This window comes from Kaistia terrae, assembly GCF_026344005.1.
Lineage (GTDB): Bacteria > Pseudomonadota > Alphaproteobacteria > Rhizobiales > Kaistiaceae > Kaistia > Kaistia terrae.
This window is the reverse complement of sequence record NZ_JAPKNH010000014.1, coordinates 83,336-96,162: the sequence shown is the minus strand read 5'-3', so window position 1 is coordinate 96,162 and position 12,827 is coordinate 83,336. Positions and strand designations below refer to the sequence as shown.

Sequence of the window (12,827 nt, the reverse complement as noted above, 5' to 3'; positions counted from 1 at the left end):
TACTTTCTCGCGTGTTGAACCGGCCCTTGTGGACAAGCTCCGTACTTCTGGCGTGGAAACGGCGGAACTCGGCCAGATATCGTAACCGTCTGAAAATGCTTAACTTTTGTTAATCTTCGCAGAATCGTCCCCGACTCCGCCAACGTGCCAGTCGGTCCGCACCTCGAGTGGCGTGGCTCGAAGGGAATCCCGCATTCTGGCTGTGCGTCCTTCGAGACGGCTTTATGCGAAAGCCTCTCAGGATGATGGAAGCGGAGTTCCGCAGCGCGATGGCTGGTGTTCCGCGCCTCCCCTCGACAAGAGAATATTGTCTTCTGGCGCAGCGAAGCGCGAACGCACGACAAAACGCAAAACGGCGGCCCGAGGGCCGCCGTTTGTGTCTCTATCGATCTGTCTCTTTAAGAGCGGGAACGACGTTCCCCCTAGCGGTCCGAAAAGATCTCGCGCTTGCCGGCGTGGTTGGCGGGGCCAACGATGCCTTCCTGTTCCATCCGCTCCATGATCGAGGCGGCGCGGTTATAGCCGACCTGCAGGCGACGCTGGATATAGGAGGTTGACGCCTTGCGGTCGCGCAGCACCACGGCGACAGCCTGCTCATAGGCATCGCCGCTTTCCTCGCCCATCGAGCTCTTGTCGAACACGGCGACATCTTCTTCGATCGGCGCGGCCTCATCGGCCTCGTCGTCGCTGGCCGTGACCGCGTCGAGATATTCCGGACGGCCCTGACGCTTCAGATGCGCCACGACATGCTCGACCTCGAGATCGCTCACGAACGGGCCGTGGACGCGGGTGATGCGGCCGCCACCGGCCATATAGAGCATGTCGCCCTGGCCAAGCAGCTGCTCCGCGCCCATCTCGCCGAGAATGGTGCGACTGTCGATCTTCGACGTGACCTGGAACGAGATGCGGGTCGGGAAGTTTGCCTTGATCGTGCCGGTGATGACATCGACGGACGGGCGCTGTGTCGCCATGACCAGATGGATGCCGGCGGCACGCGCCATCTGCGCCAGACGCTGGACAGCGCTTTCGATCTCCTTGCCGGCGACCATCATCAGATCCGCCATCTCGTCGATGATCACGACGATGAACGGCAGATTGGTCAGGTCCATGACCTGCTCTTCCTGGGTCATCTCGCCGGTCGAGCGATCAAAGCCGGTATCGATCGTGCGGGTGATGACTTCGCCATTGGCGCGAGCTTCGGAGACGCGGACATTGAAGCCGTCAATGTTGCGGACGCCGAGGCGCGACATCTTCTTGTAGCGCTCCTCCATCTCGCGCACGGCCCACTTCAGCGCGGTTACCGCCTTCTTCGGGTCGGTAACGACGGGGGTGAGCAGATGCGGGATGCCGTCATAGACGGAAAGCTCCAGCATCTTCGGATCAATCATGATCAGGCGGCATTCTTCCGGGCGGTGCCGGTAGAGCAGCGACAAGATCATCGTGTTGATGGCGACCGATTTGCCCGAACCGGTGGTGCCGGCGACGAGCAGATGCGGCATGCGGGCGAGATCGGCGATTACCGGCTCGCCGCCAATCGTCTTGCCCAGGCAAAGGCCGAGCTTGGCCTTGGCTTCGGCAAAATCCTGGCTCGCCATCAATTCGCGCAGCCAGACGGTCTCGCGCTTCTGGTTCGGCAGCTCGATGCCGATGACATTGCGACCTTCGACGACGGCGACGCGGGCCGATATCGCGCTCATCGAACGGGCGATGTCGCTGGAAAGGCCGATGACGCGGCTCGACTTGGTGCCGGGGGCCGGCTCCAGCTCGTAGAGCGTGACGACCGGGCCGGGATTGGCGTCGATGATCTCGCCGCGAACGCCGAAATCGCGCAGCGTCTGCTGCAGGAAGGTCGAGTTCTGGTCGAGATATTCGGCCGAAAGCTCGAACGGGGGCTCGCTGATCGGCGGCTCGGCCAGAAGCTCGAGCGGCGGCAGCTCATATTCGCCGGTATGGAAGCTGACGACGGTCTCAGAGCGAACCGGGGCAACGGCCGGGGCCGCAGGGGTTGCGACGGGCGCGGCAACCGACACTGGCTGCGGCGCGGGCGCTTCCGCCACAACAGGTTCCACAAAAGCCGGCTCGACGACGCTTTCGCGACGCAGACGGCGGGATTCGCGGGCGCGCAGGCTCAGCGACTGGTCCGGCGTGACCCAGATCGGCCATTCGAACCAGACCTGGATCGACGCCTGCACGAAACCAGGCAGCAGCGTTTCGGGAGCGCGAAGAACCGGCGCGATCAGCGCGGGAATCGCAGCGACCGAGGCCACGGGAGCCAGGACGGGTTCGGGAGCGCGAGCAACCGGGGCGGCCGGAGCTGTGACGACAGGCGCTGTCGGCTTCATGAACGCCTGCGCAGTCGGGGCGACCGGGCGGGTGACGCGCGGCGGCACGATCTCGACCGGCGCTTCCTCGACGCCGATAGCGCGCGACGGCGGCGTGGCGCGACCGACCTGAATCAGGCGCTCCAGCCGGCGGATGTTGGAAGGACGCGACGCCTCGACGATCTCGGCCTGACGGTCGGCGACGGTGGGCTCCGGCGAAACGGTTTTGACCGGCTCGGGCGTCGGCTCTGTGACTGCGGCCTCGACAACGGTCACCGGTTCGACAGCGGCGGATTCGACAACTGGCGCCTCGACCGGCTCCTGCACGTCGACGATCTCGCTCGACATTTCGGCATCGCTGCCTTCGTCCTCGGCGGGACCGCGCGGACGACGCAGATAGTCCGGCGTGCGCGTGAACCGGGCGTTCATGCCGGCTGTGAAGGGCTGCAGCCACGAGGGCACCGGCTCGCCATCGGGCCCGGTCACGGGCGCGGTGCGCGCCTCGACAGGCTCGGGCTGGGGAGCCGTATAGACCGGCGGCGCGGCGGCCGCGCGGGGTTGATTTGAATAACGCGGAGCCTCCCGATCCACCGAATGCGGCACGGCCGGTTCGGCTGGAATGAAGGCGAGAGGATGGGGAGGCCGATTGGAAGAACGCATGTTTGTCGCTGACCCTGGTACGCGGTCTGGCCGACCGTTGCTGGTCGCTCAGGAATACGAAGAACAGCGTTAACGAATGGTTTGATTCCGAGGTTGAATTCACCATTCGAGTACCCTGTTGCAGAGGCTCCACAGGCGGTGCTGCGCGGATTGGCAACGCAGGCGCGAAAGTCGGCTAGCTAAGCGACGGTCTCCCTCCTCCCGGCCGCCTTGTTCCCCCGACGGCAAGGACGGGAGCGGCGCATCGCGGCGTTGGAAGCGTGCCCAGATCCGGGCGTTTCAGGGCGCTGCGCTGCCCGACGATCCCAACGGCGGTTTGGGAAAAGATGGCTGCGGACGGGCCAGCAGCAAGACTGGACGGTCGGCAAGGCGGCGCGGCTGGACAAGGATTCCGCTCGTGCCGGCGAGCGGCCCGATCCGCTCCAGTTGCGCCTCGGCGGCAAGCTCCGAGCCGTGCAGCAGCGTGGCGAGGCGGAACGGATGGCTGACACGTTCCTGGGTCAGGCCCCCCTGATAGATCGGATAGTTGGCCGCGGCGGATTCGATCCGGTGGGTGGTCGGCCAGAAGCGCAGAACCAGACGGCTATCGGGGCCGAGCGGGCGCACCATCGTCAGCGCGGCGAAGCGGCCGGCATGGGTCAGCGGCAGCGGCGGCAATTCGCCGATCGCCGCATCCGGCGACAGGAAGCGGGCAAATCCGACGGCATCGCCGCCGGGCGCCGACTGCCAGCCCGCCGCCGCCAGCGCGGCGCGCAGGGTTGCGATGTCGATATCGGCCTGCAGCGGCAAGGCGCCGCCTTCCGAACCATCCAGTTCCGCCCGCTCGGCCGCGAGCACGCTCCAGCCACCATCGAGCCAATTGGCCTCGACCAAGGTCGTCTCCGTGACGCGCGGGCGATAGGCTTCCACCGCGCTGGGAAAATTGGTGGCGATCCGCCATCCGCCCGCCACCACGATCATCGCGAGGACGACCCCGACCAGCCGCAGCGGCTGCAGCTTGCTTGTGTCCGTCCGCCGGAAGACCAGCGCGTAAATGGCCGCGAGCGCGGTGCCCAGCATCAGCCCGGCCAGGACATCGGACGGCCAGTGCGCGGCAAGATAGATGCGCGAGGCGGCAATCGACCCAACGAGAATGCCGGCCAGCGCAAAACCGAGAATTTTCAGCCGCAGCGGTGCGTTGTGGGTCGCCAGCCACGCGATCGAGGCATAGAGCGCGGCGGAAGCGGTGGCGTGACCGCTTGGAAAGCTGAAGGAATCGGCGCCGGAATAGAGGTCGATCGGCCGGGGAATGAGCAGGACGCTCTTCAGGACAGGCACCGCCAGCGCCGCCAGCGCCATCGTCAGCAGCAACCCGCCGGCGAGCTTCCTCTTGCCGCGAAACAGGAGCCATGCCACCGCCGCGATCAGCACAGGAATGATGACCACGCCATCGCCGATGCTGGTGATGACGATCATCACCGTGTCGAACCCGGGCGTTCGCCAGCCCTGCACCAGCGTCGAGACGGCCGCATCCATGCGCGTGATCGATTCGCGCATCAGCACGTCACCGGCCAGATCGACAAAACCGCGCGCCAGCAGGATCGTCGCCACCCCCATGACGATCAGCGTCGAGGTGCCGGGATCGTCGGGATCGAGAACATAGACGATAGCGCGGTCGAACAGCGTGCCGCGCCGCTTACAACCGATGACGAAGCGGCGATAGCGCCGGCTGAGGCCGGGCGCCACCCAGCGGACGCCGAGATGGACGACCCAGACCACGAGGCCGACCGCGATCAGCGCGCCAACCACCACGGCGACGAGACGGCCGGCGATCGAACCGAGCACGCCGAGCGCCAGCCCCATGCCGGCGCCGGGCAGGATATGCGCCGGCGCCCAGACCAGCGCCGAGAGGATGTTGACGATGTAAAACCGCAGCGGCGACATGCCGACGACGCCGGCGACTACCGGGATGATGGCGCGCACGCCCGGCACGAAGCGGCCGATGGCGACGCTCATCGAACCGAAGCGATGGAAGAACGCCTCGCCCTTTTCGAACAGTTCCGGCCGCTGGCGGAACGGCCAGCTCGACCGGATCGGTTCCTTGTAGCGATGGCCGAGCCAATAGGAGACGCCGTCACCGGCGATCGCGCCAAGCGTGGCCCAGATCAGGATCGGCCAGAGCGGCAGCTCGCCAAGCCCGGCGACCGCGCCGATGCCGATCAGGATCGCCGTCCCCGGCACGAACATGCCGACCACGGCGATCGACTCGGCCATGGCCGTGACGAAGACAAGCACCCCCGCCCAATGGGGATGCTGGGCGACCAGTTCGACGAAGTCCTGCAGCCAATTGTTCATGGCTGCGCCTCGTCGAAGTTCGCCCTTCGCTGCATCAGGCGGCGGCCTCGTCGCCGCCGACCTGCAGAACCGTCAGGCGCTTGATCTCGCCGTTGCGGGTCTCCCAGCTGATCGACTCACCGACGCCGACGCCGATGAGCGCGGCGCCGATCGGGGTCAGGACCGAGATTCGGCCTTGGCCGATATCGGCATTTTCCGGATAGACGAGCGTCACCTTGCGAACGGTGCCGGCGGCATCGTCGCGGAACTCGACCTCATGGCCCATGCGGACAAAGGGATGCGCGCGCTTGGTATCGGCGACGATCCGGGCGCGGTCGAGCTCTTCCGACAGCACGGCGGCAACATCGGGGACCGTGTTCGTCGCCGCCCGGGCAAGCGTCGAAAGCCGCTCATGGTCAGCAGCCAGGATGGTGATACGGGGCTTCAGGCGGCCGGCGCTGCGTGTTGTCATGGTCTACGTCTCCAGTATTGAGCAGAGAGGATCCGCTCTCAAGCGCGATCGTCCTGAATTCGTCGTCCGGCGCTCCGCTCTCCCGAAGGGAAGAGCCGGCGCCGAAATGGGGTTGGTGCGAAGCGCTGCTCTCGCGCCGGAATCGGCGGCAAGGTTCGCTGCGGCATGCACCGGAGAAAGGCTAGGGCTCAGGCCATTTTCCGCGAATGCAGTGGATGGTCAGAACCGGTATGGGCGGAATGTAGGAAATGTCATGCTGGCAGAAGCCCCGTGTTCGGGGCGAACGCGCACGCCGAACCCGGGGCTAATGTCCCGCGATCAAAAGACCTGCATGAAGCAGGGAACGGCAAAAGGTCGAATGTTTCAACATGGTGCTTCAGACATAAGCACACTGGCCGGAAAGTCAAACCGGCCGGGAGAGGAAGGGATGCAGCGGCCCTCGAAGCGGGCTGGCCGTTTCCAGGATGACGCCCGACAAAAGTCGGCCGCCATCCCCAAAATTCGTCACACGTGAAACACCAGAGCGTTTGGCCAGCGAAGAAACCGCGACCAGGCAAAGAGCTCTAGGCTGGCGCGAACGGCGCGATATCGACCTCGGTGCGGCGGCCGGAAATCTGGTCGGCCAGCGCGCGGCCGGAGCCACAGGCCATGGTCCAGCCGAGCGTGCCGTGGCCGCTGTTGAGATAGAGATTGGAATAGCGGCTGACGCCAATGCGCGGCGGTCCATCCGGAGTGACGGGACGCAGGCCCGACCAGCGCTCGGCCGAGGCGATCGCCGCCTCCGGCACCTTCGGGAACATCATCCTCAACGAGGCGATCAGCCCTTCGTAACGCTTTTCCGGCCGCGAGAAGTCATAGCCCGCCAGTTCCGCCGTGCCGCCGACGCGGATGCGGTTTTCCAGATTGGTATGGCCGACCTTCATCGATTCATCCGAGACCGTGCTGACGGGGCCGACTGTGTCCGAATGCGCGTCGATCGTCAGCGAATAGCCCTTCACCGGATAGATCGGTACCTTGACGCCATGCGGTTCCAGCAGACCCTTCGACCAGACGCCGAGCGCCACCACGACGGCATCCGCCTCGATCGTCTCGCCGCCAGCAACGACGCCGAGCACCTTTTCACGCTCGATGACCAGCTTCTCGGCCGATTTACCATAGCGGAAAGTGACGCCGCGCGCCGCACATGCGGCCGCCAGCGCCTGGGTGAACAGGAAGCAGTCGCCGGTCTGGTCCGTCTCCAGCAGCACGCCGCCAATGACGCCGCTGGTCGGGTCGATATTCGGCTCCAGCCCAAGCAGGTCGTCGCGGCCGATCGCCCTGTGCGGCACGCCCAATTCATCGAGCACGGCGAGATCGCGCTTGTAGCCTTCGGCCTGCGCCGCCTCGCGGAAGGCAACGATCAGGCCCTTCTGGCGGCCATCATATTTTAGTCCGATCTCGGCGCGGAGCAGATCGGTGCAATCGCGCGAATATTCGGCCAGTCGCACCATGTTGCGCTTAGCGCTCACATATTGCTCGACGCTGGAGGCGCGCCACATCCGCCAGAGGAACTGGCTCATCGCGGCATCCGGCATGCGGCTGACGATCAGCGGCGCGTGCTTGGCGAAGATCCAGGATGCGGCCTTGGTGACAAGGCCCGGAAAAGCCCAGGGCGAGGAAAGCGCCGGCGAAATCTGCGCCGCATTGGCGTAGCTGGTGCCGTGCCCGGCCGACGGATTCTTTTCGATCACCGTCACCTGATGTCCAGCCTCGGCCAGATACCAGGCCGTCGTCACGCCGATCACACCGGCGCCGAGCACGACAATTCTCATAGCTTCCCCAAGCACTGATTCCGAAACGGATGCCACGTCCGGCATCCCTTTCCGTTGAATCCGAAGTCACACGGCCGATCAAGCGCGGCGACGCGAAATCGGCGCCACCTACGCCAGGATCGGAATCGGCTCCACACCGAGCGCGTCGACATGTTCGCGCAGTCGCTGCTGGTAGATTGCCCGCCAACCGGTCTGCGGCGTCGTCATGAACCACGATTTGCGAAGATCCCAGCAGCGCCCCATCGCCGCGAGCACGGCGGGGTCGGAGTTGGTCATCAGCCCGGCCGCGGGATAGGGCGTGATCTCGCCGCCATAGAGCTTGCCGTCGACGACCATGAAATCTACCCGCAGATAGTCCGTGCCAGCGGCCAGTTCTCGCGCCAACCGCATCGCCTCGCCGTAGCAGGCCGGCACGCGATAGTCCTTCGGCAAGGCGCGGCCGGGATCCTTGGCGACGATCGAGTTCGTCACCCGCAGGCGGCGCCCTTCCACGTCAAAGATCGCGGAGAGGCCTTCCGGCGTCTTCTCGCCCCGATAGATCATCGAATAGAATATTTCGCCGCCGAACAGTTGCACCTTGATCTCGTCGATGCAGCGAGGATCGGGAGCGACGCAGCGCTCGGCAAACAACTTGCGCCGCGCCGCGCCATAGGCCCATTCGATGCCTTCAACGCCATAGGGCAGCGAGAGCCAATCCCGGCAAGTGGCGAGAAACGTCTGGTGATCGTCCTGCCGATGGCGGAAGAACCAGTTGCGGTCGCACCCGGCATTCATCTTCACGACGATATCGGGATGGCGCAGCCCCGCGGGCAATTCCGCCGGATCGTCGCCGGTCCAGAGCGTTTCCGCGATGTGCAGGCGATCGGGGAAGCGGCGGAAGATCTCCTTCGTTTCCAGCTTGTCGCAATAGGCGACGAAGGCCGGACTGCGATCGAACACCCGACGCCAGAACATCTTGTCGCTGTAGCTGACCGGCAGCGCGACACGCGGCAGAGCGCCAATCTCGTGCCGGAAGGCGCGCGTCGCCTTGCGATGGGTCGAATGGATCGCCTTATCGATCAGGCGCGCCAGCGGGCCGGACGACCAGCTCATGATCCGACCGCCCTGCGGAGCAAAGCAAAGGCAGGATAGACCTGCAGGACGCAGGAACTAAAAACCCGCCGCAGTGGGACAAAAAAAGCAAGCATGGAGAGGCGATTCCAGGGACCGAGCGAGCCCCTTTGAAACCCGCTAAGCCCCTCCGTCAAGCAGGATTTGTAGCGCCAGCGATAAGGTGGATAGGCTTATGAACTAGAGCATTCGCCGTTTCCCTGAAACGCCGCAATACTCCACTCCCTAAGGCCAAGGACCAGCCCTGCGGTCAGCGGTCGAGCACCGCCGGCGCCACCGTCTCGTTCATCAGGATGGAGACCGCCTTGTTGCCCAGCGCCAGGGCGATGGCGTTGGTGTTGGCGGAGGGAATGAACGGGATCGCCGAACAGTCGATCACCCGCAGCCCCTCGACGCCGCGCACGCGAAGCTTGCTGTCGAGCACAGCCATCGGATCGTCGTCGCGGCCCATGCGGGCCGAGCCGGACGGGTGATAATTCGTCTTCACCGTCTTGGCACAGAAAGCGGCGAGTTCGTCATCGCTGACCTTGTCGGAACCCGGCAGCAATTCGCCCTTGATGTTCGAGCCGACCGGCTCGTGCTTCAGCAGGTTACGGGCGAAGCGCATCGAGGCGATGGTCAGGCGCAGATCGTCTGGATCGCCGAAGAAGTTGGAATCGACCACCGGCTTGGCAGACGGGTCTGCCGAGCGCAGCTTGACCGAGCCGCGCGCCTTCGGCCGCAGCAGGCAGGAGGTCAGCGTGACGCCATGCGTCGGCTGCATGTCGGTGACGTCGCGGTCAAGATAGACGATCGGCGCGCAATAGAGCTGCACGGTCGGCCGGTCGCCGCCATCGGGATCGTAGAACAGGCAGGATTCGATGCCCGTCGTCGTCACCGGCCCGGTACCGAACAGGACATATTGCAGGCCGTTGCGCAGCATCGGCCAGCCCTTGTCCTCGCCGAAATAGCCGCTCGCCCGCTTCGTCGTGGCGATGACCGGCACCTCATGGTGATCCTGCAGGTTCTGGCCGACGCCGGGCAGGTCGGTGTGGACGGCAATGCCGTGCTCCTTCAGATGCGCCTCGGGCCCGAGGCCGGACAGCATCAGCAGCTTGGCGGTGTTGTAGGTGCCGGTCGCGACTAGCACCTCCTGCTCGGCCCGCACCTCGACGCGCTTGCCTTCCTGGACATATTCGACACCGACCGCGCGGCTGCCCTCAAACAGGATGCGCGTCACCAGCGCCTCGGTGACGACGGTCAGGCGCTTGTCGTTCATCACCTGCGACAGGAAGGAGAATACCGCGTCGCTGCGGCGCATCTTGCCGTCCACCACGCCCATGGTGTGCTGCATGACGCCGACGCCGTTCTGCCGCGCGCCGTTGAAATCGGGATTGTAGGGAATGCCGGCGCCCTGGGCGGCCAGGATGTAATCGCGCGTCATCTCGCAAAGCTGGCCCGGATCGGAGACCAGCAGGCTGCCATCGATGCCGTGATAGGTGTCGTTGAACTTCTGGTTCTTCTCCAGCGCCTTGAAGTGCGGCAGCAGGTCGGCATAGCTCCAGCCGCTCTGGCCGCCGAGGAATTCGTCCCAATGGTCATAGTCGTCGCGCTGGCCGCGCATGTAGACCATGGCGTTGACCGAGCTGCCGCCGCCCAGCACCTTCGCCTGCGGCACGATCGGGCCGCGGCCGCCAAGGCGCGGCTGCTCGACCGTATGATGCATTTCGAGGAAATCCTCGCGGCCGAGATACTTCATGTAGCCGGCCGGCATCTGCATCAGCCTGGCGTAATGCGAGGGGCCGCGCTCGATCAGCAGCACGCGGGCGCCGTGATCGCGCACCAAGCGGGTCGCCGCGACACAGGCGGACGAGCCGCCGCCGGCGATGATGTAGTCGAAGGCCATGAAATCGGTCCTGTCAGAAGCGAAGGCGCCTTGGCGCGTCTGCCGTAGAAGAGATTCGGTTCGCGGTGATTGCGCAAGCCACAACGATCGACGTCACCGCCTTCGCGGCCGGGAAGGAAGGCTAGGCGTCGGCGTTGGATCCGGCGCCACTCTTCGCCACGAAATCGACCGTCGGCTCATGCAGGACAACGAGGTTTCGCCCGGATGCCTTGGCGCGGAACAGCGCCAAATCGGCAGCGGCGACGATATCGTCCGGCTCGGAGCCCTCCAGGGGCACCATCGTGGCGACACCGACGCTGACCGTCACCCGCCCAGCCGAGCCCCTCGGGATCGCGAGATCGCGCACGCCCTGGACAATTCGTTCCGCCACAACGCTTGCCCCGGCGAGCGAAACGTCGATCAGCACGATCACGAACTCCTCGCCGCCATAGCGCGCGGCGAGATCGGTCGAGCGCGTAGCCCCGCTCTGCAGCACTTGGGAAACCTGCTTCAGCACGTCATCCCCGGCGAGATGGCCATGCGCGTCGTTGTAGAGCTTGAAGTGGTCGACATCGACCATCAGCACCGACACGGCGGATTGATTTCGCAGGCCCCGCTTCCACTCCGCAGCGAGATATTCGTCGAAGTAACGACGATTGCCGAGGCCGGTCAGCCCATCGATGCGGGTCAACCGCTCCAGTTCCAGATTGACGCTCATCAACTGGCGCTGGCTCTCGCGCAGCGCGCGATAGGCCTCGTCGCGCTGGACGTGATCGAGATAGGCGCGCGTATGGTAGCGAATGCGGGCGATCAGTTCGATCCGGTCGGGCAGCTTGACGAGATAGTCATTGGCACCGGCCTGGAACGCCTCGCCCTTGATCACCGGATCGTCCTTGGTCGACAGCACGATGACGGGCACGGAATGGGTGTGCTCGTTCGCCCGGTAGTGCCGCACAAGCTCCATGCCGTCGATGCCGGGCATCACCAGATCTTGCAGGATCACGGTCGGCTTGACCCGCTCGGCAACCCCGAGCGCCTGAAGCGGATCGGTGCAATAATGAAAATCGATGTCCGGCTGGTTGGCCAGCATCCGCCGGACGGCCTCGCAGATCATCACCTGATCGTCGACCAGCAGCACCAGCGACATGTAATTGTCGGCCGGAGGCGGGGTCGTATACGCGACAGGGGCGTGGTGGCCCGTCATGGCATTGCCTTTTCAATCGTGGATCGCGTGCAGGCGTCGATCAGACGCGCGGCGATCGAATCAAGGGGTAGAATTTCGGCGGCGGCTCCCAGCGCGGCGGCCGCTTTCGGCATGCCGTAGACGGCGCTCGTTGCCTGATCCTGGGCGATGGTCAGATGACCGCGCTCCCGCAATCGCTTGAGACCGGCGGCTCCATCCCGGCCCATGCCGGTCAGAAGTACGCCGACCAGATCGTCCTGCCAGAGACGGGCGGCGCTTTCAAAAAACACGTCGACCGAGGGCCTATAAAGCTGATCGCGCGGCTGGGCGGTGTAACCAAGCTCGCTTCGCGTCTTGAAAACCAGGTGATCGCTGGTCGAAGCGACGAGAACGGTGCCGACAGCGGGGCGTTCGCCCTCCTTCGCCGCGCGCACGGGAAGCACCGTCTGCAGATCCAGCCAGTCGACAAGACCGGCCACAAATTTCGCGTCGAGATGCTGCACCAGCACCAGCGCCGCCGGAAAATCCCGCGGCAGTTTGCCGAGCACGGCGGCGACCGCGGCGGGCCCGCCGGCCGAGGCGCCGATCGCCACCAGCGCCGGCGCCGCGCGCGTCCCCTCGCGCAGAGCCATCGGAGCCGGGCGGGTCGAGGGTGGATCCCGCATCAGTCGGCCAATGGTGGCGATCTTGATCAGCAGCGGCGACCCCGCCCGGACCGAGCCGTCGGTGCCGGCACCCGCCGAGGGAATATCGACGGCATCCAGTGCGCCATAGCCCATCGCCTCATAGACGCCCGGCACATTCGAATCGATGCTGGCTGTCACCAGCAGGATCGGGCATGGCGTCGCCAACATGATCTGGCGGGTGGCTTCGACGCCGTCCATCACCGGCATGATGAGATCCATCAGGATCAGATCCGGCAGATCAAAGCGACAGGCAGCCACCGCCTCGGCGCCGTTCACCGCGATCCAGGCGAGCTGATGTTCCGATGTCCCGGCGAGCACGCGCCGCAAAACCTCGACGGCCATCGGCAGATCGTTGACGATACCGATTCTCATGAGCCCGTTCTCATGGACGTAGCCCCCCGCCCGCG

General features: G+C 65.2%; 8 protein-coding genes. All 8 read right to left on the bottom strand.

Going from position 1 to position 12,827, the window contains the following annotated elements:
• Window positions 1-422: 422 nt before the first annotated feature.
• Entirely contained in the window at window positions 423-2,981 is a 2,559-nt protein-coding gene (locus tag OSH12_RS24410; protein ID WP_266346249.1) for a DNA translocase FtsK, read from the bottom strand.
• 279 nt (window positions 2,982-3,260) lie between these two features.
• Window positions 3,261-5,315, bottom strand: a complete 2,055-nt coding sequence (locus tag OSH12_RS24405; protein ID WP_266346248.1) for a bifunctional DedA family/phosphatase PAP2 family protein — start codon at window positions 5,313-5,315, stop codon at window positions 3,261-3,263.
• 34 nt (window positions 5,316-5,349) lie between these two features.
• Window positions 5,350-5,766, bottom strand: a complete 417-nt coding sequence (gene rnk, locus OSH12_RS24400; RefSeq protein ID WP_266346247.1) for a nucleoside diphosphate kinase regulator — start codon at window positions 5,764-5,766, stop codon at window positions 5,350-5,352.
• Between the two features lie 563 nt (window positions 5,767-6,329).
• Window positions 6,330-7,577, bottom strand: a complete 1,248-nt coding sequence (locus tag OSH12_RS24395; protein ID WP_266346246.1) for a D-amino acid dehydrogenase — start codon at window positions 7,575-7,577, stop codon at window positions 6,330-6,332.
• A 108-nt stretch (window positions 7,578-7,685) separates the two neighbouring features.
• A complete protein-coding gene (locus OSH12_RS24390; RefSeq protein WP_266346245.1) occupies window positions 7,686-8,669 on the bottom strand; it encodes an ATP-grasp fold amidoligase family protein in 984 nt (327 codons plus the stop codon).
• A 268-nt stretch (window positions 8,670-8,937) separates the two neighbouring features.
• On the bottom strand, window positions 8,938-10,572 hold the full coding sequence (locus tag OSH12_RS24385; protein ID WP_266346244.1) for a GMC family oxidoreductase: 1,635 nt from the start codon (window positions 10,570-10,572) through the stop codon (window positions 8,938-8,940).
• Between the two features lie 121 nt (window positions 10,573-10,693).
• Window positions 10,694-11,755 carry a GGDEF domain-containing response regulator gene (locus OSH12_RS24380; protein WP_266346243.1) on the bottom strand — a complete coding sequence of 354 codons (1,062 nt, stop codon included), beginning with the start codon at window positions 11,753-11,755 and terminating at the stop codon, window positions 10,694-10,696.
• The gene (gene cheB, locus OSH12_RS24375) at window positions 11,752-12,792 is read right to left on the bottom strand and encodes a chemotaxis-specific protein-glutamate methyltransferase CheB (RefSeq protein WP_266346242.1); all 1,041 of its coding nucleotides are present in this window, start codon (window positions 12,790-12,792) and stop codon (window positions 11,752-11,754) included. Before cheB ends, OSH12_RS24380 begins: the two co-directional genes overlap by 4 nt.
• Window positions 12,793-12,827 lie beyond the last annotated feature (35 nt).

What these genes read in the sequence shown, in the direction of transcription:
- OSH12_RS24410 (WP_266346249.1), bottom strand. Translation starts at nt 2,981, where the DNA reads ATGCGTTCTTCCAATCGGCCTCCCCATCCTCTCGCCTTCATTCCAGCC.
- OSH12_RS24405 (WP_266346248.1), bottom strand. Translation starts at nt 5,315, where the DNA reads ATGAACAATTGGCTGCAGGACTTCGTCGAACTGGTCGCCCAGCATCCC.
- OSH12_RS24380 (WP_266346243.1), bottom strand. Translation starts at nt 11,755, where the DNA reads ATGACGGGCCACCACGCCCCTGTCGCGTATACGACCCCGCCTCCGGCC.
- cheB (WP_266346242.1), bottom strand. Translation starts at nt 12,792, where the DNA reads ATGAGAATCGGTATCGTCAACGATCTGCCGATGGCCGTCGAGGTTTTG.
- OSH12_RS24395 (WP_266346246.1), bottom strand. Translation starts at nt 7,577, where the DNA reads ATGAGAATTGTCGTGCTCGGCGCCGGTGTGATCGGCGTGACGACGGCC.
- rnk (WP_266346247.1), bottom strand. Translation starts at nt 5,766, where the DNA reads ATGACAACACGCAGCGCCGGCCGCCTGAAGCCCCGTATCACCATCCTG.
- OSH12_RS24385 (WP_266346244.1), bottom strand. Translation starts at nt 10,572, where the DNA reads ATGGCCTTCGACTACATCATCGCCGGCGGCGGCTCGTCCGCCTGTGTC.
- OSH12_RS24390 (WP_266346245.1), bottom strand. Translation starts at nt 8,669, where the DNA reads ATGAGCTGGTCGTCCGGCCCGCTGGCGCGCCTGATCGATAAGGCGATC.